This is a genomic window from Aliiruegeria sabulilitoris (assembly GCF_001558155.1).
GTDB classification, from domain to species: Bacteria; Pseudomonadota; Alphaproteobacteria; order Rhodobacterales; family Rhodobacteraceae; genus Tropicimonas; species Tropicimonas sabulilitoris.
In genome coordinates, this window is the sequence record NZ_LOAS01000021.1 from 97002 (window position 1) to 117890 (window position 20889).

At 63.3% G+C, this 20889-nt stretch carries 24 protein-coding genes; 14 read left to right on the forward strand and 10 right to left on the reverse strand.

Features of this window, described 5'->3' with window-relative positions; all coding sequences use genetic code 11:
• The first annotated feature begins 35 nt into the window (after window positions 1-35).
• Both AX756_RS16950 and AX756_RS16955 read left to right on the forward strand, forming a co-directional pair.
• Window positions 36-632, forward strand: a complete 597-nt coding sequence (locus AX756_RS16950; protein WP_068314257.1) for a F0F1 ATP synthase subunit B' — start codon at window positions 36-38, stop codon at window positions 630-632.
• Window positions 632-1192, forward strand: coding sequence for a F0F1 ATP synthase subunit B (locus tag AX756_RS16955; RefSeq protein ID WP_068314260.1), 561 nt, complete (start codon window positions 632-634; stop codon window positions 1190-1192). The genes AX756_RS16950 and AX756_RS16955 overlap by 1 nt, the downstream gene beginning before the upstream one ends.
• Window positions 1193-1374: 182 nt before the next feature.
• On the opposite strand, the gene AX756_RS16960 is transcribed toward AX756_RS16955, so the two are convergent.
• The 4 genes from AX756_RS16960 to AX756_RS16975 form a co-directional block, all read right to left on the reverse strand.
• Window positions 1375-1662: a hypothetical protein gene (locus AX756_RS16960; RefSeq protein ID WP_068314262.1), complete on the reverse strand. Its 288-nt coding sequence runs from the start codon at window positions 1660-1662 to the stop codon at window positions 1375-1377.
• A gap of 118 nt (window positions 1663-1780) precedes the next feature.
• Complete coding sequence (locus AX756_RS16965; protein ID WP_068314265.1) at window positions 1781-2548, reverse strand: FCD domain-containing protein; 768 nt, start codon at window positions 2546-2548, stop codon at window positions 1781-1783.
• Between the two features lie 105 nt (window positions 2549-2653).
• Window positions 2654-3307 carry a YiaD family glycine zipper/OmpA-like lipoprotein gene (locus AX756_RS16970; protein WP_068314385.1) on the reverse strand — a complete coding sequence of 218 codons (654 nt, stop codon included), beginning with the start codon at window positions 3305-3307 and terminating at the stop codon, window positions 2654-2656.
• 73 nt (window positions 3308-3380) lie between these two features.
• Window positions 3381-4265 (reverse strand): bifunctional helix-turn-helix domain-containing protein/methylated-DNA--[protein]-cysteine S-methyltransferase, encoded by an 885-nt coding sequence (locus AX756_RS16975; RefSeq protein WP_068314268.1) that lies wholly within the window; start codon window positions 4263-4265, stop codon window positions 3381-3383.
• Between the two features lie 191 nt (window positions 4266-4456).
• Between AX756_RS16975 and AX756_RS16980 the strand changes: the two genes are divergently transcribed.
• Window positions 4457-5296, forward strand: coding sequence for a c-type cytochrome (locus AX756_RS16980; protein ID WP_068314271.1), 840 nt, complete (start codon window positions 4457-4459; stop codon window positions 5294-5296).
• A gap of 8 nt (window positions 5297-5304) precedes the next feature.
• Here the strand turns inward: AX756_RS16980 and AX756_RS16985 are convergent, their stop codons facing one another.
• The 3 genes from AX756_RS16985 to AX756_RS16995 all read right to left on the reverse strand — a co-directional run bounded on the left by AX756_RS16985 (window position 5305) and on the right by AX756_RS16995 (window position 7294).
• A complete protein-coding gene (locus tag AX756_RS16985; protein ID WP_068314274.1) occupies window positions 5305-5787 on the reverse strand; it encodes a hypothetical protein in 483 nt (160 codons plus the stop codon).
• 83 nt (window positions 5788-5870) lie between these two features.
• On the reverse strand, window positions 5871-6371 hold the full coding sequence (locus AX756_RS16990) for a hypothetical protein (RefSeq protein WP_068314278.1): 501 nt from the start codon (window positions 6369-6371) through the stop codon (window positions 5871-5873).
• Between the two features lie 50 nt (window positions 6372-6421).
• Window positions 6422-7294, reverse strand: coding sequence for a DMT family transporter (locus AX756_RS16995; protein ID WP_068314390.1), 873 nt, complete (start codon window positions 7292-7294; stop codon window positions 6422-6424).
• Window positions 7295-7401: 107 nt separating this feature from the next.
• On the opposite strand from AX756_RS16995, the gene AX756_RS17000 reads away from it, so the two are divergent.
• The gene (locus AX756_RS17000) at window positions 7402-7734 is read left to right on the forward strand and encodes an ArsR/SmtB family transcription factor (protein WP_068314281.1); all 333 of its coding nucleotides are present in this window, start codon (window positions 7402-7404) and stop codon (window positions 7732-7734) included.
• 9 nt (window positions 7735-7743) lie between these two features.
• On the opposite strand, the gene AX756_RS17005 is transcribed toward AX756_RS17000, so the two are convergent.
• Window positions 7744-8640 carry a DMT family transporter gene (locus tag AX756_RS17005; protein ID WP_068314284.1) on the reverse strand — a complete coding sequence of 299 codons (897 nt, stop codon included), beginning with the start codon at window positions 8638-8640 and terminating at the stop codon, window positions 7744-7746.
• The gene (locus AX756_RS17010; protein ID WP_068314287.1) at window positions 8637-9521 is read right to left on the reverse strand and encodes a LysR family transcriptional regulator; all 885 of its coding nucleotides are present in this window, start codon (window positions 9519-9521) and stop codon (window positions 8637-8639) included. The genes AX756_RS17005 and AX756_RS17010 overlap by 4 nt, the downstream gene beginning before the upstream one ends.
• A 175-nt stretch (window positions 9522-9696) precedes the next feature.
• On the opposite strand from AX756_RS17010, the gene AX756_RS17015 reads away from it, so the two are divergent.
• Window positions 9697-9942 carry a hypothetical protein gene (locus tag AX756_RS17015; RefSeq protein WP_068314290.1) on the forward strand — a complete coding sequence of 82 codons (246 nt, stop codon included), beginning with the start codon at window positions 9697-9699 and terminating at the stop codon, window positions 9940-9942.
• A 167-nt stretch (window positions 9943-10109) separates the two neighbouring features.
• Window positions 10110-11006, forward strand: coding sequence for an EF-hand domain-containing protein (locus tag AX756_RS17020; RefSeq protein WP_068314292.1), 897 nt, complete (start codon window positions 10110-10112; stop codon window positions 11004-11006).
• 779 nt (window positions 11007-11785) lie between these two features.
• Here AX756_RS17020 and AX756_RS17030 read toward each other — a convergent pair.
• On the reverse strand, window positions 11786-12688 hold the full coding sequence (locus tag AX756_RS17030) for a LysR family transcriptional regulator (RefSeq protein ID WP_068314298.1): 903 nt from the start codon (window positions 12686-12688) through the stop codon (window positions 11786-11788).
• Window positions 12689-12807: 119 nt separating this feature from the next.
• Between AX756_RS17030 and AX756_RS17035 the strand changes: the two genes are divergently transcribed.
• The 8 genes from AX756_RS17035 to AX756_RS17070 all read left to right on the forward strand — a co-directional run bounded on the left by AX756_RS17035 (window position 12808) and on the right by AX756_RS17070 (window position 20877).
• Window positions 12808-13869: a dipeptidase gene (locus tag AX756_RS17035; RefSeq protein WP_068314301.1), complete on the forward strand. Its 1062-nt coding sequence runs from the start codon at window positions 12808-12810 to the stop codon at window positions 13867-13869.
• Window positions 13870-13922: 53 nt separating this feature from the next.
• On the forward strand, window positions 13923-15521 hold the full coding sequence (locus AX756_RS17040) for an ABC transporter substrate-binding protein (protein ID WP_068314304.1): 1599 nt from the start codon (window positions 13923-13925) through the stop codon (window positions 15519-15521).
• 1 nt (window position 15522) lies between these two features.
• Window positions 15523-16581 carry an ABC transporter permease gene (locus tag AX756_RS17045; protein ID WP_068314306.1) on the forward strand — a complete coding sequence of 353 codons (1059 nt, stop codon included), beginning with the start codon at window positions 15523-15525 and terminating at the stop codon, window positions 16579-16581.
• On the forward strand, window positions 16578-17510 hold the full coding sequence (locus tag AX756_RS17050; protein WP_068314308.1) for an ABC transporter permease: 933 nt from the start codon (window positions 16578-16580) through the stop codon (window positions 17508-17510). Before AX756_RS17045 ends, AX756_RS17050 begins: the two co-directional genes overlap by 4 nt.
• Window positions 17507-18361 (forward strand): ABC transporter ATP-binding protein, encoded by an 855-nt coding sequence (locus AX756_RS17055; RefSeq protein WP_068314311.1) that lies wholly within the window; start codon window positions 17507-17509, stop codon window positions 18359-18361. The genes AX756_RS17050 and AX756_RS17055 overlap by 4 nt, the downstream gene beginning before the upstream one ends.
• Entirely contained in the window at window positions 18358-19110 is a 753-nt protein-coding gene (locus AX756_RS17060) for an ABC transporter ATP-binding protein (RefSeq protein WP_068314314.1), read from the forward strand. The genes AX756_RS17055 and AX756_RS17060 overlap by 4 nt, the downstream gene beginning before the upstream one ends.
• 123 nt (window positions 19111-19233) lie before the next feature.
• Window positions 19234-19911 (forward strand): HAD family hydrolase, encoded by a 678-nt coding sequence (locus AX756_RS17065; RefSeq protein ID WP_068314317.1) that lies wholly within the window; start codon window positions 19234-19236, stop codon window positions 19909-19911.
• A gap of 3 nt (window positions 19912-19914) precedes the next feature.
• Window positions 19915-20877, forward strand: a complete 963-nt coding sequence (locus tag AX756_RS17070; protein ID WP_068314318.1) for a sugar-binding transcriptional regulator — start codon at window positions 19915-19917, stop codon at window positions 20875-20877.
• The last annotated feature ends 12 nt before the right edge of the window (window positions 20878-20889 follow it).

The window sequence follows — 20889 nt, forward strand, 5'->3', positions numbered from 1 at the left end:
CCCCCTTGGTGAATCTTCAGATCCAGGAGGACAGCATGGCAGGCGACAGCCACGCAACCACAACGGGACAAGCGACGGACGCCGCGCAAGGCGCTGCACACGGAGCCACGGACGCTGCGCATCAGGCAGCCGAGGGCGCCGGCATGCCGCAGCTGGACTTCTCGACATTCCCGAACCAGATTTTCTGGCTGATCATCACGATCCTGGCGATTTACTTCATTCTGACCAAGATCGCGTTGCCCCGTATCGCCGGCGTTCTTGCCGAGCGGAAAGGGACGATCACCAACGATATTGCCGCGGCCGAAGAGTTGAAGCTCAAGGCGGTCGAGGCTGAGAAGGCCTATGAAAAGGCTTTGGCCGAGGCACGCTCCGAGGCTCAGAAGATCGCCGCGGAAACCCGCGCCGCGATCAAGGAACAGCTGGATCTGGCTACCGCCAAGGCGGATGCCGATATCTCTGCCAAATCGGCCGAGTCGGCAGCCCATATCGCCGAGATCCGCGACAGCGCGCTCGAAGCGGTCAACGCCGTGGCCAACGACACCGCCGCAGAGATCGTGGCGAGCCTGGGCCGTCCGGTGGATGCCGGCGCCGTGGCTGCGGCCGTCGAAGCACAGATCAAGGGAGACGCCTGATGCGCAAGCTCATCCTGAGTGCTGCCCTGACGGGCACCGCCGCGCCGGCCTTTGCCGCCTCGGGTCCCTTCTTCTCGCTCGGCAACACCAATTTCGTCGTCTTGATTGCCTTCATCGTCTTCATTGGCGTGTTGGTCTATTTCAAGGTTCCGGGGTTGCTTGGAGGCATGCTGGACAAGCGCGCCGACACGATCCGCAGCGAGCTGGACGAGGCACGTGCCTTGCGCGAAGAGGCCCAGACCGTTCTGGCCCAGTTCGAGCGCAAGCAGCGTGAGGTGTCCGAGCAGGCCGACCTGATCGTGCAGCAGGCCAAGGCTGATGCCGAGGAAGCCGCCAAGCAGGCCAAGGTGGAGTTGGAGAAATCCATCGTCCGCCGCCTGAAGGCCGCCGAGGACCAGATTGCCTCAGCCGAGGCGAATGCGGTCAAGGAAGTGCGCGACAGCGCCATCAACGTGGCGATTGCCGCCGCCGCCGATGTCATTGCCAAGGGCATGAACGAAGGCGACGCCGCCGCGCTGATCGACGAGAGCATCAAGGTGGTGGACGCCAAGTTCCACTGAACCTGACAGCAAGACAAATTGAACAAAGGCCGGCCTCGCGCCGGCCTTTTTCTTTTGTCTGGCCAACCGCAAGGACCGGCATTGGACATCCCTCCTGCCGTGTTCTCCTTGGGCCCCCCCCACCCCCCCAGGATATCCGAGGTCAGAAGAAGATTGGCGGGTTCACAAGGGTGTTCGGTTTATCAGGGCGTCCAGTCCGCGATCACGTGGAAGGACCCGCGTTCCGGCGGCCCTTCGAGGTGGTCGCCGAAGGCTCCCCAGAGTTGGTTGACCTTGTTTGCGGTCTCCGGAGCCATCGCCTCTTCGGTCGAAAGCGCAATGACATACCCATTGCCATCGTCATTCATCACGTTGATGAACCGGGTCATTCCGGGCAAGGCCATGATATCGCCCCGCAGGCTGTTCATGATCTCGGTTGCCGCCGCGCGCGAACCCGGTTTCATCTTGTAATTCGTGACTCTGGCAAACATATTCGTCCTCCCTGAAATGATCCGTCACTGGACGGAAGGTCGGTTGACCTTAGGGAACGATAGCATGGATCGTCGGAATCTCCGAATTCGCGGCCAGACATGGCCACGCAGCCCGTGTTCAATTGTTCCTGGTGTGCTGCAGCCGCTGCCGTGCGATTGCCTCGTTGCGCTCGGCGCGCCGCAGGTCCAGCATGGCTGTTTCGACATAATCCAGATGCGCCTCTACCGCGGAGCGCGCACCTTCCGGATCGCGGACCGCAATGGCATCGCGGATAGCCCGGTGCTGATCCAGCAGCGCGCTGCGCGTCACCCGTTGACGAAAGAGCGCCTGCCGGTTGTAGAAGACTCCCTCGCGCAGCAAGCGGTACATCGCGCGCATCATGTGCAGCATGACGATGTTGTGGCCGGCCTCGACGATTGCGAGGTGAAAATCGGCATCCAGCCGCGCTTCCTCCGCGCCCGATCGATTGCTATGGGCCCGCTCCATCTGTGCGAAGATCTCCTTGATCACCGCAATGTCGGTATCGGAGCCGACACGTGCGGCCCGCTCCGCCGCAAGGCCCTCCATGTCCCTCCGAAAGGAGAGGTAGTCGAAAACCGCCTCGTCATGACGGGAGAAGAGATCGATCAGGGGGTCCGAAAAGGCAGCGCCGATGATCTCGGCGACGAAGATCCCCGCACCGGCCTTGCGGTGGATCAGGCCACGCTCTTCCAGCTCGGCCAGCGCCTCGCGCAGGGAGGGACGGGACACGGCAAGCCGCTCGGCCAGGTCGCGCTCGGCCGGCAGGCGCTCCCCGGGTTCCAAGATACCGCGCAGGATGAGCTTCTCGATCTGCTCGACAACCGCTCTGCTGAGCTTTTCCGACTGGATCGCTGTGAAGGGCATCTCTGAACCACCTGAATTGGTCAGGATACTTGACCACCAATACAGATCGGAGGCAAGAGCGGGCCGAATTGACCGGCCCGCAGGCCCCAACCTCGCCGGAAGGGATCAGGTGTTGGCCGGGCGAATGAGGATGTCGACCCGACGGTTTCGGGCGCGCCCTTCTTCAGTCAGGTTGGAAGCGACCGGGTTGTCCTCGCCCTGCCCGCTCGCCGACAACCGGCTTGCGGCGACGCCGTTCGACGCCAGAACAGCCGAAACCGACTGTGCCCGCCGGACCGAAAGATCCTGGTTGTGGGCGGCATCGCCCGTGTTGTCGGTATGTCCGACGATTTGGGCAGTGGTGTCCGGGTATTGGTTGAGATTGCCGGCCAGAGCGGCCAGGTCGCCCTGCAAGGCGCCACCCACCTCGGTGCTGTCGATGGCAAAGAGGATGTCCTGCGGCATGGTCACCCGCAGCATGTCACCCTCTTGGGTAACGGTGATATTCGGGTTGGAGATCGATTGCCGCAACGCGGCGGCCTGGGCGTCCATCTGGCTGCCGATCAACGCGCCGGCTCCGGCCCCGACGGCCGCTCCGATCACGGCCTGCTTGGCCTGTCCGCCGCTGGCGGCGAGCCCCGCGATGGCACCGAAGGCACCGCCAGCGATAGCGGTGTCGCGGGTATAATTGGCGTTCGGGTCGAGCCGCGAAGGATCGGTACAGGCAGACAGGGCCAGTGCGGCGCCACCAAGGACGATCAGGGAAAGACGGGGGGTCATGCTCATAGCCTCTTCGACTTTTTTTCTTGCCCCGTGATACGCCAGTTATAGCGCTTTGGCAGCCCCCGATTGCTCAGCCGGGCGAGGTTTCGCCACCTGCACCACGGCCATCGAGCGCGGCATCGGCCCGGGCGGATTCCCACGCCAGAAGGGCGCGTTTCACCGGCAGCCCCCAGTGATACCCCCCCAGCCCGCCGGATTTGCGGATCGCCCGGTGACAGGGGATCAGCCAGCTGACCGGGTTGCGGCCCACGGCCGTTCCCACGGCCCGCACGGCGCGCGGGTGACCGATGGCACCAGCGATCTCGGAATAGGTGGTCACATGGCCGGTCGGGATCTGCAGCAGCGCCTCCCAGACCTTGATCTGGAACGGCGCACCGATCAGGTGCAGTCGGGCCTCGCCTCCCTCGCCGACAGCGGCTTGCATCCACGGCGCCAACCGTGCGGGATCCTCACGGAACTCCGCCTCCGGCCAGCGGCTGATCATGTCCTGCATCGCGACATCGCGGCCGGTTTCGGAGGAGAAGGCCAACCCGCAGAGTCCCTTTTCCGTTCCCATGGCGAGACTTTCGCCAAAGGGCGTATCGAACCGGCCCCAATAGACGCAGAGCCCGCGCCCGGAGCGGGCATACTCCCCCGGCGTCATCGCCTCCCATCGCAGGAACATGTCATGCAAGCGGCTGGACCCCGACAGGCCCACCGCGTCAGCCACTTCCAGCGTGGTGAAGCTGTCGCGCAGCAGCACCTTCGCCTGCTCCAGCGTCAGGTATTGCTGGTAGCGCTTCGGCGACACGCCGACCCATTGGCTGAACAACCGCTGGAAATGCGCCGGGCTCATGTGCATTCGGTCGGCCAGCCCTTCCAACGACAAAAGCTCGCCCGCCTCCTGCGCGGCATCGATCTCGTCCAGCGCGCGACGCATGACATTGAAATGATATTCGGACGTGGGCGCGTTCATCTCGGACCTGTTCTGTTGCCTGCCTCGACCCTAGGCCCCGGCGGCACATGGCGCGACCCGTTTCCTGCGATTTCGCCGTGATCTGTCGGTTGAACTGACGCCGATTTCGGCAACCACAAGGTGTCTTTGGCGCTGATCGGCCCTGTGTTACCCTACGTTACTCAATTCAGCCCTTTTTCCTGGAGATTGCCATGAAGACGCTTTTGAATGCCGGAGTGCTCTCGATTGCCTGGGCCACCCTCGCCCTTGCCGAAACACCCGAGGAACGTGGGGAATACCTTGTGCGCGGCATCGCCGGCTGTGGCAATTGCCATACGCCTCTTGGCCCAGACGGCCCGGTCCCGGGGCAGGAGTTGGCCGGGCGGCTGGTCGAGAAAAATGAAGCCTTTACCGCGATCGCCCCGAATATCACCCCGGCAGGTCGCATTGCCGACTGGTCGGACGAGGAGCTTGCCCGCGCCATTCGCGAGGGCATCCGCCCCGATGGCAGCCTGATCGGCCCACCCATGCCCTATGCGATGTATCGCGGCCTGTCGGACGGCGACCTCGCCGCGATCGTCGCCTTCCTGCGCACGGTTCCTGCCGTCGAAAACGACCCCGGCAGCTCGGTCTACAATATTCCGCTGCCACCGGCCTATGGCCCACCGGTCGAGAGCGTGGCCGATATCCCGCGTGGCGTAAGCGTTGAATATGGCGCCTATCTTGCCGGTCCCGTCGCCCATTGTCTGGAATGTCACACGCCGTTCGGACCGCAAGGACCGATGCTGGAGACCGATCTCGGCCGGGGCGGGTTCGAGTTCAAGGGACCTTGGGGCATTTCGGTTGCCAGCAACATCACCTCGCACGAGGACGGATTGTCGGGCTACACGGATGCGGAACTGGTCCAGATAATCACCAAGGGTGTGCGCCCCGACGGATCGCCGATGCTGCCGCCGATGCCCTATGGCTACCTTGCCGGCACGAGCGAAGACGATCTCACCGCGATTATCCTGTTCCTGAGAAGCTTGCCTGCCTTGCCGGACAAGGGTTGATACGGGCCCTAGCGGGCTTCCAGCCAATCATTGATCGCCCGAACCGCGCGGTCGGCCCCGCGCCCGGAACTGTAGACATGCGTGAGCGGCGTCGCTTCGGCGGGGCCGCCCTGTTCGGGCACGAGCATCAGCGCCGGACGGTACGTCCGGGAGTTGTTCTGGCCGCCTGAGTTGGACTGGACGACGGCGCGTTCCAACCGGTCCAGTTGCCAGGTGTCCTCGCGGTAGCCAAGCAACGTTCGGCGGCGAATGCGCAGCAGGTTCGTATCGCGGTTCAGCACCACCTGCAGACGCTCGACAAAGACGGCGAGGCAGATCAGTCCCACCCCGCCACCGATGAAAATGAACAGAAGTCCGAAAAGCTCCCCGCCCAGGAGAATGGACAAGCCGATGGCGACGAAGACGAGCGTAAAGAGACCAAGCGCCACGGCCCAAAGCCATGGAACATAGTCCAGAACAAGCTGTTGCGGGGTGTTGCGGCTGGTTTTCATGCGCCAATTGTGCGCCTGTCCGGTCGCGCTGTCATCGCGGCAGCCGGGGGTGCGGCACTGTCACCCAACCCGCAGGCGGGGACTCAGCCCGTCAACCCGGAAATGTCGCTCCGTTCGATCCCCAGCCAGTCATTGATGGCATCGGCGGCAAGCCGAGCCATGTCGTCGCCGGTGAAGATCTCGGTGATGGGACAGGGAACGGGCCCGGCCAATCCGCGCAACATGAGCACCGGGCGCCAGGTCGTTCCGCCGCTCTTGCTGTAAGAGCTTTCGACCACGGCGCCGAGCAGGTCGCCAAGGTGCAAACGGTCTTCCTCGTGATTGGTCAGGGTGCGCCGGCGCACATGGACAGTTTCGCTGTCCCGATCCAGGATGACCTGAAGCCGTTCGACATAGATCACGAGGCAGGCAACACCGAGCCCGCCCCCGAACAGCGAAATGAAGAGCCCCGTCATATTGCCTGCAAAGACCATGCGCAGGCCGGCGGCCACGAAGGCCAGCATGAAGACGCTGGCAACTATGGCCAGAATCCACGGCGTGCTTTCCAGAACCAATTGCTGGGAGGTATTTCTCATGATTTTCATGTCGGTAACCAATTTTCGAATACTTTTTAAAATTCGTTAATGTTTAACGCCTAGCGACGAAAAAGTCGTCCATCGATTACAAGCAAGCCGCAGAAAATCAGTCCCATCCCGAAAAGATGTGCCGGTTCAACCGGATCGCCGAGCAACAACCGTCCCAGCAGCACCGCCGACACCGGCGCGATGAAGGTGACAGTGGAGGCGTTCGTGGCTCCGACCCGGCCGACAAGCGCATACATGGCGATGAAGGACAGCCCCGTGAGCGCCACGCCGATCCCGAGCAGCGACGCCCAGCCCTCGGGCGTGACGATCACCGGGAGGCCCTCGACGGCCAGCATCACCGGGGCAATGGCGAGCGCACCGGCCGTCAGCGCCATGGCGGCAATCACCGCCGGCTCAATGCCGCGGAACCGGCGCAGGAAATTCATGGCCACCGCGTAGCAGATCGGCGCGAGCAGCATGAACAGGATCGCCCAGGCCTGCGAGCCCGCGCCCGAGGCGAGCGCCGGCAGCGTCAGCACGACGATGCCGGCAAAGCCGAAGAGGATCCCGAAGCTGCGCAGCAGGGTCGCGCGTTCGCCGCCGGGCCAGAAATGCGAGACGATCACGACCATGATCGGCATCATCGCATTGACGATCCCGGCCACGCCGCTTGTCACGAATTGCTGGGCGACAGGATAGATCGCGAAGGGGATGGCATAATTGCTCACCCCCAGGATCAGGATCTGGCCGGCCAGAACGGGCTTCCAGGGGACCTTCTTGCCGGTTGCGAACACCCAGGCCCAGCAGGTCACCGCGCCAAGCGCGATGCGCAGAAAGGAGACCGAGAGCGGCCCTATCTCGCGCAGCAGAACCGCGTTGAAAATGAACGACGCGCCCCAGCCGAAGCCGAGCAGCAGAACCCAGAGCCAGTCTTTTGGTGCCATGCGAACCTCCGGCCCCTCCCCTGCCATGTAGCACCGCCAAAGGCGACCCGTTTCCTGCGCTTGCGTGCCCCTTTTCCTCGCCCCTGACACAGCGTAGGCTCGCCCCCATGCAGCCCACGCTCGACACCGTCTTTGCCGCCCTCTCGGACCCGACGCGCCGCCAGATCCTGACGATGCTGCTGGAAGACGACATGGCCGTGACCGACGTTGCCGAGCCGTTCGAGATGTCGCTGGCCGCGATCTCCAAGCACCTTGTGATCCTCACCCGCGCCGGTCTGATCAGCCAGGAAAAGCGTGGGCGGGTGAAATGGTGCAAGCTGGAACCGGACGCGCTGCGCGATGCCTCGATCTGGATGCAGGGCTTCGGGCAGTTCGAGGCGATCAATCTCGACGCGTTCGAGCGCTTCCTGGAGCAGGAATTGCACGAAGACAGCCCATAAAGTGGCGCGTCACTCGGATTTCAGCAGCAATAGGAGCGCGAGCACGGTCATGGCGATGCCAATCAGAACCAGCGCCGGGGGCACGGGTTGGCCGAACGCAATCTCCCAGCAGATGACCCAGCTCGGAACGAGATAGGTGTAGGCCATCACCTTGGAGGCCGGCAGGCGCAGCGCCGCGAACTGCACAAGGACGAAGGTCACCGAGGAGGCCGGGATCGCGATATAAAACAGGGTGACCCACACGAGCGGCGACAGCGCGCTCCAGTCGGTCGCCAGAATGTCCCCGGCACCATAGACAATGATGACAAGCGCCGCCGCCACCAGCGTTCCGAAGGTGAAGACGACCGGGCTCTCGCCCCGGTTGAGGCGCGGCACCATCGGCGCATAGGCGGCATGGGCGACGCAGCCCCAGAAGAAGATCGACTCGCCCCGGCCGATCTCGAAAGCGCGCATCGCGGCGAAGTCTGCCCGGAAAATCACCCACAGCGCTCCGAACGCGCCGATGCCGAGCGCCAGCGCCATGCGCGGCGTCAGAACCTGCCGCTGCAGGAGCCAGCCGAACCCGGCCGCCATAAGCGGTGTCAGGGTGAAAACCGCCGCTGCCGAAACGGGCGGGGCCGTCTTCAGCCCCTCGAACATGGTCACGAAATAGATGGCAAAAAGCCCGCCCAGGACCAGGTATCGCCAGGGCGCGACAAAGGCGGTGCGCTGCATCTGCCCGCGGGCCATGACCACGGCGCCGATCACGGCGGCCGCGATGACGAAACGGGCGGCATTGAGCGCGGTGGGCGCAATCTCGTTGGCGACCAGGCCGCCGAGGCTGAACGAGCCCGCGACAAGGGCGGAGAAGACGAGCATCGCGATATGCCCGCGCCGGGCCTGCCCCGGCACGCGCACCCGACTCATGCGGGCGTCTCGCTGCGGACCCTGTCCTTCAGGAACTTCACCATCGTCTGCACCTTCGCCGTGCGGTGCAGATCCACATGCGTCACCAGCCACAAACGGCTGTTCCACTCGGCCTTGGGCGGCAGCATTTGCACGAGGTCGGGATTGGTCTCCGCATCCCGCACAAGGATGAAACCGATCCCGGCGCCGGCCAGAATGCCATCATTGACCGCACGCTGTTGCGAAGCGCGAAAGGTGATCAGATCGTTGGGGACATTTTCGAACATCCAGCGATAGAAGGGCACGCGGCTGTTGACGTCATCGGTCGAAACGAAACGATGCCCCTCCCAGTCGCCTTCCACCAACGGGCCGTGGCGTTCAACGTAATCGCGAGTCGCGTAGAGTGCCATTTCCTCGTCGGCCAGATGCTGGACGATATTGTCCGGCTGATCCGGCTTCGTTCCGGCCCGGATCGCCACATGCGCCTCGCCATATTCCAGCTTGAACAGCCTTTGATCGGTCAGAAAGCGAATCCGGATTTCCGGGTGCGCTTCGGAAAACTCGACCAGAAGCGGCGTCAGGCGGGGCGATAGCACGGGAATGGAGGTCACGATCAGCTCGCCCGACACATCCGCGCCGCGCCCACGGATCCGGCCGACAAGCTGCGTGAACTGATCTTCGGTGGCAGCCGCCACCTGCAACAGATCCATCCCTGCCTCTGTTGGGGTGTAACCGCGCGCATGGCGTTGAAACAGCTTCGTGCCAAGCCGCGCCTCCAGCGCATCGACATGGCGGATCACCGTCGCGTGGTGAACGCCCAGTACCTCGGCGGCCCCGGAAACCGTTCCCATCTTGGCCACGTGAAAAGATGTCCGGATTTCGTCCCATGCCTCAACCGTCATTCCACTCACACCCGTTTCTCGCCATTGTGTTGTGCGTATATGAACAGTTCCGCTCGAATTTCGAAAGGTGTTTTTCCCCCGCAGAACGCCCATCTGAGGGTCAGTTCTCCCCTGGGCGCCGTCCCAACTCCCCAACCGGGGCGGCGCCGATTTTTTGGATCAGAAAGGCACGAAGATGAAAAGGACAACCGTTCTTGCCGGTATCGTCGCCATCTTGGCGATGCCCGCGCTTGCAAGCCAGACGCAACTGGCCCGTACCGCCGGGGTCGAACCCGGCCTCTACAGCACCAGCCAACTGGTGCAGATCGTTTCCCTGCGCGAAGAGGGTGGCAATGCACAAGCCATCGAGCGCATCCTCGCCAACCCCGAGGGCGCGCCGCTCGTTTCCCACCTCTCCACGCATGGGCCCAACATGAACTGACCAGCCCTGTCCTGTCAGCTCGCAAGGCGCGCGGGAAACCGTGCGCCTTTTTTGTTTTTTGGCAGGCAGAAAGAAATATCCCGGAAATTGCATTTCGCCGCGACGGATACTGACGCGCGCTGCGTATGAAAAGACAAGGCAAACAGGAACCCAAGAGGATCACCCCGATGAAACCGACCCTGATCTCCGTCACGGCATTCTCCGCCATCGCAGCCTCCGCCCTGCTCGTTGCGCCGCTTTCGGCGCAGCAGGCGGATCCGGATTTCGTCCCCGGTGCAAATTTCCTGTCGAACTGGGACGCAAATGAAGATGGGACCGTCACCCTTGAAGAACTTCTCGAACGGCGCAACGATGTCTTCTCCGCCTTCGACGAGAACGAGGACGGGCAGCTCTCGGCCGAGGAGTACAAACTTCTGGACGAGGCCCGCGCCGGCTCCATGCAGCGCCCCGGTGGTCGTGGCAATGGCACGGGACGTGCCGAGCAAGCCCTGACCTTCGAAGCAACCGATCGTGACAATGACGCCTCCGTCTCGGTCGAAGAGTTTGAGGCCGCCTCGCGGACCTGGCTGCAGATCATGGACCGTGACAGTGATGGCGTCGTCTCGGATCGCGATTTCGCCAATCGTGGACAGGGACAAGGCAATGGCCAGGGCATGGGCCGTGGCAACGGTCAGGGCCAGGGTAGTGGCCAAGGCCAGGGCATGGGACGCGGCAACGGTCAAGGCCAGGGTAACGGTCAGGGCCAAGGCCAGGGACAAGGGCGTGGCCAGGGCCAGGGCAAGGGACGCGACCAGGCGCAGATGCAAGGCGGCGGATATGGTCACCAACCGGGCATGCAACGCCAGGGCAAGGGACAGGGCCAGAAGGGCGGCCAAGATCAGTCGCGTGGCGCCGGAAAGGGCCAGCGCTCCCCGGCAATCGCCTTTGAGGGCTTCACGACCCAAGACGGCCTCTGGATCGTCGATGGACGCACGGGCGACATCCTGTTGTGCAAATCCGTGGTCGACAGCGCCGCTCCGGCCGGTTTTGTCCCGGTCTGCCTCGAAGCGAAGATCGGCAATTGAAGTCCGGCATCTTCCAGCCTCGATGACAACGGGGCTGGTCCGCTGGACCTGAATGCAAAACGCCCCGCCTTCCCACAGGCGGGGCGTTTCCGCGACCGGATCCAGTTATGCAATGTCGCTGCGCAAGCTATCTTAAGGCCGCCCGAACAGAGTCTTCTCCCCGCAAGCCGACCCTCCCCCGGCAAGGGGGCCTCTCTATTCGGCTGGCTGGACGTCCTGATGTATACACTTGTCCCTTTGTTCGTCTCCAGATAGGTCTCCTGCTCAGGCGCCAGGTCGATATCCTCGTAGCCGTCGATCATCGGACAGACATGTGCCCGGAAGCCATGGCCCAGCGTCATAAGGTAGACATGGGTGACGACGAAGGCCCCATCGCCGGGAAGACGAACCTCGTTCATGCCGCAACCGGAGAGCATGAGGATGATGATCAGCGCCATCTGGCTCCAGTGCCGCATTCGTTCGCAAAGCGGGTAAACCTAGACGCAACGCTCAGCTTTGATCGCCTCCGTTTTTTCTTGCCCGCGAATTTGCGCAGCAACGCGTGCCTGGCATGAACACACCGGCGATATTGGCCAGATGTCCGTTGCGCACGCTGCATTCCTGCTGGCTTGCCCTGCGGCGGTGGCCGTCCCTCCTCGTCGCCCGGTGCGGGGACCGCGCTCAACAGGCTCAGGATCATGGTTGCGGAGGAACCTCTCCGAAGTCACCTCCCTCATTCATGGCCATCGGCGCATCTGAGGGGCAGAAGACAGAACCACGATCACCACATCGCCCGAAACTCAGGTGGAAAACCCGTCTGCGGGGGTAAAGAGCCGCGCATGCCGCATGAAGGCACGCGCGATGCGGGGAAGCGGACGATGTTCGGCCTGGACGAAATAGGTTCGGTAGGAGATGGGCGATTCAAACCGGCGGAATTCAAGACCGCCGGTCTCGTAGATCGCCACCGGGAAAGGGTTGACCACCGCGAGGCCCAACCCTTCGCGCGCAAGATCGGCGGCGGCAAAGGACGTGGCAACCTCGGCCACGAGCAAGGGCTGAGAGCCGGCCTCCAGAAGGATACGATCCATCTGGCCGCGACGGGCGTGGCGATGCGACAGCGTGATCAGACGCTGGCCATCCAGATCCAGCAGCCCGACGCTCTGCCGCTCGGAGAGCGGGTGCCCCTTCGGCATCGCGCAGACAGCCGGGGAGCGGCGGAAAATGTCCAGCCGGACACCCGCGCGCGAAAGCTCCACCCCCGTCATACCGAGATCGAAATTGTCCTCCAGCACCCCGCGTATGACATCGTCGGCAGGCGCAACCTCCAGGCTGACATAGAAGGCCGGGTTGGCTTGCAGGAAACTCGCGATCAACGAGACGAGATAGCGATGCGCATAGCTCGGCGGGGCGATCAGGCGCAGGGTTTCCTTGAACGGCTCTGACGGTCCGTCGATCCGGTTCAACGCTTCGAAAAGCGGGTCGAGCCGTCGGTTGAGACGCATGGCTTCATCCGTCGGGCGCAGCCGTCCGCCGTTGCGTTCGAACAGCGTGCTACCCTGCCGTCCTTCGAGATGCGCGATGGACCTGGAGATGGCAGATTGCGACAGGCCGAGTCGCGCCGCGGCGGCGGTCGTGGTGCCGGTTTCCATAAGTGCCCGAAATGCCTCGTATTCAGGCAAGCTGTGCCACGCCTTGCGCGCCATGCGAAAACCTCGCGCTCATCCATCATGGAACTATGAGTAATGCTCATAGACTTTCCTCTCGGCAATGACGATTCTTCCGTTAACCTCCGCGGAAAGCCCTGACGGCTGGAGATGCGCAGATGACACACCCGGAGATGCCCCCCGTTTTCGACGGCCATAACGACCTGCTGCTCAACCTTTATCGCAAGGGCGGCCCCTCCGCGGCGCCCCTGTTCGCGCAAGGGCGCGAAGGGCATCTAGACCTGCCCAAGGCAAAACGGGGCGGCTTCGGCGGCGGCTTCTTCGCGGTTTTCGTCCCCTCCCCCTTGGATCGCTCCGAAAGGGTCGAGGCGATGCAGGCGGAGCGCTACGACCTGCCACTGCCCGACCCGATCGCCTGGGAAGACGCCCTGCCGGTGGCGCTGTCGCAGGTGGCGACCCTGCTGAAACTGGAAGAAACCGGTGCGCTGAAGATCTGCCACACCGCCGACGACATCCGCGGCGCATTGGCCTCCGGCAAGGTTGCGGCCGTGATGCACATGGAGGGCGCCGAGGCGATCGACCCGGACTTCCACACTCTGGACGTACTCTATGCCGCCGGGCTGCGCTCGCTCGGCCCGGTCTGGAGCCGCCCCAATATCTACGGCCACGGCGTGCCGTTCCGCTTTCCCTCCACTGGCGATACCGGGCCGGGGCTGAGCGATCACGGGCTGCGACTGTTGGCGCGCTGCAACGAACTTGGCATCCTGTTCGACCTGTCACATCTCAACGAAGCCGGCTTCTGGGATGCCGCGCGCCATTCGACCGCGCCACTGGTCGCCACCCATTCCAACGCCCATGCCATCACGCCCATAAGCCGCAATCTCACCGATGCTCAACTGAAAGCGATACGGGACAGCAACGGTATGGTAGGGTTGAATTTCGCGGTAGCCTTCCTGCGCGAGGATGGAAGGCAGGTTGCCGAAACACCGATTGCCCAGATGCTGAGACATCTGGACCATCTGATCGAGAAGCTCGGCGAAGACCGGGTGGGATTCGGGTCCGATTTCGACGGGGCGACTGTTCCGGAAGAGATCGGAGATTGTGCAGGGCTCCCGAATCTGAGGCAGGCCATGGCCGAAAACGGCTACGGGCCCGAATTGATCGACAAGCTCTGCAACAAGAACTGGATCCGGGTGTTGGAGGCCACATGGTCTTCATGAACCCGGGCCGAAAAGATCCGACGACAACAAAGTCCGACAGAAGAGGTAACACAATGAAATCATTTAGCCGTATACTGACCACGGCGGCGCTGAGCGTAGCGCTCGGCACCACAGCGCTGACAGCTTTCGCGGAAACGCCGCCGAACATGCTGGTCATCGCCAACCGGATTGACGACATCACCACGCTCGACCCGGCCGAAAGCTTTGAATTCGCCGGTTCCGACGTGATCCGCAACGTCTATGGCAAGCTCGTCAATTTCGACCCGATGGACCTTGATGCCGGCTACCAGCCGGATCTGGCCGAGAGCTGGGAAGTCTCCGAGGACGGCAAGTCGATCACCTTTACGATGCGTGAGGGCGTGACCTTCCATTCCGGCAACCCGGTCACGGCAGCCGATGCCGAATACTCGCTGCGCCGCGCGGTGATCCTGAACAAGACCCCGGCCTTTATCCTCACCCAGTTCGGCTTCACGCCGGAAAACGTCGCGGAGACGATCGTCGCCGACGGCAACACCCTGACGATCACCACGGACAAGAAATACGCCACTTCCTTCGTGCTGAACTGCCTGACGTCGACCATCGGCGGCATCGTCGACATGAAGACCGTCATGGAAAACGAAGTTGACGGCGACATGGGCAACGAATGGCTCAAGACCAACTCGGCAGGCTCCGGCGCCTACAAGCTGCAAAGCTGGAAGGCCAACGAGGCCGTCACGCTGGTCTCCAACCCCGATTTCTATCTCGGCGCCCCGGCGATGGAACGCGTCGTTGTGCGTCACGTTCAGGAAAGCGCCACCCAGCGCCTGATGCTGGAGCGTGGCGATATCGACGTGGCCCGCAACCTCAACCCCGAGGACGTCAAGGGCATCATGGATGTCGAGGGTGTCGCCATCGACAACGAGCTGCGCGGTCGCCTTATGTATGTTTCGCTCAACCAGAAGCATCCCGAACTTTCCAAGCCGGAGGTCCGCCAGGCGTTCAAATACCTGATCGACTACAAGGGCATGGAAGGCAGCTTCCTGAACGGCCAGTACACGATCCACCAGAACTTCCTGCCGCGCACCTATCTGGGCGCCGTGGACAACAACCCCTTCACCTTCGATCCCGAGAAGGCCAAGGAAATGCTGGCAGCCGCCGGCGTGCCCGAAGGTCTGGAAATCGAGGTTGGCGTGCGCGAGGCGCAGGAGCGGATCGAGATCGCCCAGTCGCTACAAAACTCGCTGGCAGCCGCCGGCATCAAGATGAACATCACCGTCGGCACCGCCAAGCAGATCCTGGCGCGCTACCGTGCGCGTGAACTGGACGTCTATCTCGGCGCCTGGGGCCCGGATTACCCGGACCCGCACACCAATGCCGGCACTTTCGCCTACAACCCGGACAATTCGGACGAGGCAGGTGCCACCGGCCTTCTGGCCTGGCGGAACGCCTGGGATACCGATGGCCTGACCGAGATGACCGCGGCCGCGGTGGTCGAGGGCGACCGGGACAAGCGCGCGGAGATGTATCACGAGATCCAGGCCAAGTTTCAGGAAACCTCGCCCTTCGCGATCATGTTCCAGAAGATCGAACAGACGGGTCGCGCCGAGAGCGTCGCAAACCTGAACCTCGGCGGCGCCATTACCGCCGTCTCTTACTGGCCGGTCACGAAGTAACATGGCAATGGCCGAGAAAAACGGGAAGGGGCGGGCCGCACCGGCCCTTCCCCGCTGGGCGAACACGACCTTGTCGACGCTCGGATCGGTGGCAGTCACCATGTTGGGGCTGCTCTTCGTCACATTCATCATCGGCCGTGTGATGCCGATCGACCCAGTCCTTGCCGTGGTTGGCGAGCGGGCCTCGCAGGAGACCTATGACGCCGCCTTCGAGGCAATGGGTCTCGACAAGCCGCTGCTGGTGCAGTTCGGCTACTATCTGTGGGACGTGCTGCATGGCGATTTTGGCAACTCGCTGCTGACGGCCCACCCTGTCTCCGAAGACATCAAGCGCGTCTTCCCCGCCACGTTCGAACTGGCCACGCTCGGCACGATTTTCGGCATCTTCTTCGGCGTGCCGCTGGGCGTCATGGCCGCGGTGCGCCGCGGCTCCTGGATCGACCAGGTCGCCCGCGTGGTCGCCCTGGTGGGCTATTCGATGCCGATCTTCTGGCTCGGCCTGATGGGCCTGCTGGTCTTCTATGGCATTCTCGGCTGGGTCGGTGGACCGGGCCGCGTGAGCATCTTCTACGAGGACATGGTGCCGGTGGTCACCGGCATGATCCTGATCGACAGCGCGCTCGACGGCAACTGGACCGTCTTCAAGGACGCCTTCAGCCACCTGATCCTGCCCGCCTCGCTGCTGGGCTATTACAGCCTCGCCTATATCAGCCGGATGACGCGGAGCTTCATGCTCGAACAGCTCTCGGCGGAATATATCATCACCGCACGGGTCAAGGGCATGTCCGAACGCGCCGTGATCTGGCGCCACTGTTTCCGCAATATCCGCGTGCAGCTCATCACGGTGATCGCGCTCAGCTATGCCAACCTTCTCGAAGGCTCGGTGCTGACCGAGATCATCTTCTCCTGGCCGGGGATCGGCTCCTATATCACCACCGCCCTGCTCTCGGCCGACATGAACGCGGTTCTGGGCGGCACGGTCGTTGTGGGCCTGATCTTCATCCTCCTGAACATCTTCTGCGACCTTCTCTACAAGGTCCTCGACCCGAGGGCGCGATGACCGACACCACCCCCACACCCGAGAGCCAGTCCCTGCGCGACTGGCTCCTGACCGACACGCCCACCTCGCGGCGGCATGCGAAATTCGCCTCCTTCTACAAGGGGTGGCTGCGGCTGCGGTCGAACCACATGGCGATGTTCGGCTTTGCCATCCTGATCGGCCTGCTCTTCGTCGCGGCCTTCGCGCCCTGGCTGGCACCGCATGACCCGTATTACCAGGAGTTGTCGAACCGGCTGCTGCCTATCTGGTCCGAGGGCCATGTCTTTGGCACGGATTCGCTTGGGCGCGACATTCTCAGCCGGCTGATCTACGGCTCTCGGATCACGCTCTATATCGTGACGCTGGTTGCAATGATCGCGCCGGTGGCCGGGCTGCTGGTGGGCACCATTGCCGGCTATGCGGGCGGCTGGACGGACGTGATCCTGATGCGGATCACCGATATCTTCCTTGCCTTCCCCAAGCTGGTTCTGGCTCTGGCCTTCGTGGCAGCCCTCGGCGCCGGGATCGAGAACGCGGTGCTCGCCATCTCGCTCACCGCCTGGCCACCCTATGCGCGCCTCGCCCGCGCCGAGACACTGACGATCCGCTCCTCGGACTTCATCTCGGCGATCAAGCTGCAAGGCGCCGGGCCGATACGGATCATCACCCGGCACATCTGGCCGCTCTGCATCTCCTCGCTGATCATCCGGGTGACGCTCGACATGGCCGGGATCATCCTGACCGCGGCGGGCCTCGGCTTCCTCGGGCTTGGCGCACAGCCGCCCTCGCCCGAATGGGGCGCGATGATCTCCGAAGGGCGCCGTTTCATCCTCGATCACTGGTGGGTCGCCACCGTGCCGGGGCTGGCCATCTTCACCGTCTCGCTCGCCTTCAACCTGCTGGGCGATGGCCTGCGCGACGTGCTCGACCCGAAGGACGAAAAGTCATGAACCTGCTCGACGTCGAAGACCTCTGGGTCCGTTTTCCGACCAGCTCGGGCATGTTCGAGGCCGTGCGGGGCGTCTCCTTCTCGCTCGGACGGGAGCGGCTGGGTATCGTGGGCGAATCCGGTTCCGGAAAATCCATGACCGGCCGCGCCATCCTCCGCCTGATACGCCCGCCCGGTCAGGTGGACGCGGAACGGATCGACCTAGAAGGGACGAACCTCATGCAGATGAGTGAGAAGGAGATGCGCGACGTGCGCGGCTCCCAGATCTCCATGGTCATGCAGGATCCCAAATTTTCGCTGAACCCGGTGATGACCGTGGGCGACCAGATCATGGAAGCCTATCAGCTCCACAACAAGACCAACCGCCGCGAGGCCAAGGCCCGCGCCATCGAGATGCTGGAAGCGGTCTCGATCCGCGATGCGGAACGGGTGCTGCGCGCCTATCCGCACGAGATGTCGGGCGGCATGGGGCAGCGGATCATGATCGCGATGATGATGATCCCCAACCCCAAGATCCTGATCGCGGACGAGCCAACCTCGGCGCTCGACGTCTCGGTACAGGGGCAGGTGCTGCGCATCATGGACAAGCTGGTGCAGGATCGTGGCATGGGGCTGATCTTCATCAGCCACGACCTGAACCTCGTCGCCGATTTCTGCGACCGGGTGCTCATCATGTATGCCGGCCGCATCGTAGAGGTCTGCCAGGCCGACCGTCTGCACGAAGCGACCCACCCCTATACCCGCGGCCTGCTGAACTCGCTGCCGCGCCTGGATGCCCCGAAGGACCGGCTCGAAGCGCTGGTGCGAGACCCGGACTGGCGCCATCAACCGAGCGTGAGTGGATTGAAATGAAGGCATTATCCGTCAGAAATCTCGACGTCTGGTTTGGTGTGGGACGCGATCAGGTTGACGCCGTGAAGCGCGCGACCTTTTACGTCAATGCCGGCGCGAGCTTCGGCATCGTGGGCGAATCCGGCTCTGGCAAGTCCACCATCCTGCGGGCCGTGACCGGCCTCATCCCGACATGGTCGGGCGAGATCGAGGTCGATGGCCGCCATGTGCAGCACAAGCGCGGACGTGAGTTCTACAAGCTCGTGCAGATGGTTTTTCAGGACCCGTATGCCTCGCTCCACCCGCGCCATTCGGTGGACCAGGTGCTGTCGGAGACGCTGCAACTGCACGGGTTCAAGGATATCGATGCCCGCGTTCGCGGCCTGCTGGACGATGTCGGCCTCGGGCCGTCCTTCCGCTTCCGCTACCCGCACCAGCTCTCGGGCGGCCAGCGCCAGCGCGTCGCCATTGCCCGCGCGCTCGCACCCGAGCCCAAGATCCTGTTGCTGGACGAGCCGACCTCCGCGCTCGACGTCTCGGTGCAGGCCGAGATCCTGAACCTGCTGAACGACCTGCGTGCCGAGCACAAGCTGACCTTCGTCATGGTCTCGCATGACCTCTCGGTGGTCGGGCATATGTGCGAGGAAGTGGCCGTGATGAAGGATGGCGAGATGGTCGAGGTGATGGATATCGAGACCATGCGCGCCATGACCCCCCGGCACGAATACACCAAGCACCTGCTCGAAGCCTCGCTGAACTACAGCGCCTGACCGCCCGCGGACTGTCGCCCAGGCAAAAAGCGGCGGCGCGCCCATTGACCTTCGCCACGCGCGGACGTTGAGTACGCTCCCGGGGCTCTGCGCCTCGGGGACGCGCTCTGGGGAGGGACGGCAATGCCGGAATTCGATCTTGTCATCTTCGACTGCGACGGAGTTCTGATCGACAGCGAGCTGATTTCTGCCCGAATGCTCGTGGCCGAACTGGCGGAATGGGGCGTGAATATCGATCTGGACTATGTGGCCCGGCATTTCCTTGGTCGCAGCTACCCGGTGGTGATATCTCAGATCCGCAAGGAATTCGGGCTCGAATTGCCTCCCGAGTTCGAAGCCGATTACCGCACCCGCCTGCTCGCAGCCTTCGACGCAGAACTGGTCGAGATGCCAGGCGTGCGCGCAGTGATCGAATCCCTCTCCATCCCCTTCTGCGTCGCCACCAGCTCCAGCCCCCCGCGCGTGAAACGGGCGCTGGAAATCGTCGACATGTCCGCGCTTTTCGAGGACCGGGTCTGGACCGCCTCCGAGGTCGAGTTCGGCAAGCCCGCGCCGGACCTGTTCCTTCATGCCGCTGCGAAAATGCAGGTGGTCCCGGAACGTTGCCTCGTCATAGAGGACAGCCTCAACGGTGTCCGCTCCGGGCTCGCCGCCAACATGTCCGTCTGGCAATTTACCGGCGGCAGCCATATGCAGGGAACGTCTTTCGATGGACCCGACATTCCCCGGCCACACCGCAGATTTGCATCCTTCGAGGATTTCTATCACCCTGTCCCTACCCTCCAGAAGACCGGCACCTGATCCATGAACCTCCCCAAACAGACCGACCCGGACGCAACACCGCTCGACGAGGCGGCGCGCGCGGCGTGGCTTTACTACGTGGGAGGCAAGACCCAGGACCAGATCGCACGGGAGCTGGGAATGTCCCGGCAGCGGGCACAGCGGCTGGTTTCCCGCGCGGTCTCCGAGGGTCTGATCCATTTCCGTCTGGAGCACGGCCTGTCCTCCTGCCTGGCAATGGAGGCCGCCCTGACGCGCAGGTACGGACTCAAAGTGGTCCGCGTTGCACCGAGCCTTGGAGCAGGAACCGATCCCACGAAGAGCATCGCCCCCATTGCGGCGGTGGAAATGGAGCGGGTTCTGGCCTCGCCCGAACCGATCGTGATGGCGGTCGGAACGGGCCGGACCCTTCGCGCTGCCGTCGAGCAGATCAAGACAATGCAATGCGAGCGCCACCAGCTTGTCTCGCTGATCGGCAACATCTCTCCCGACGGCTCGGCCTCCTTCTATGACGTGATCATGCGGCTTGCCGACCGGGTCCATGCTGCGCATTACCCGATGCCCCTGCCGGTTTTCGCGGGTTCGCCAAGGGAACGAGACATGTTCCACGCGCTCGATCCGATGCGGCGGACGATGGAACTTGCCCGCTCCGCCAACGTGACATTCGTGGGCGTCGGGCAGATTGACGACACCGCCCCGATACGGCTGGACGGGTTCATCACCCAGGTAGAACTGGAAGCCATGCGGAACGCCGGAGCGGCCGGGGAAATCGTCGGCTGGATCTATGACGAGTCGGGGCGATACCTGAATTTCGGCTCGAATCTTCGCAACGCCGGCGTCCGGGTGCTGCCGCCCGAGGAGAATACGGTCGTGGCCGTGGCGGCTGGCGAGAAAAAGGTTCCGGCCCTGCGTGCGGCTCTTTCCGGAAACCTAATCAACGGCTTGGTGACAGATGAGCCGACGGCGCAGGCACTCCTGGACAGGTAATACCTAAAGATA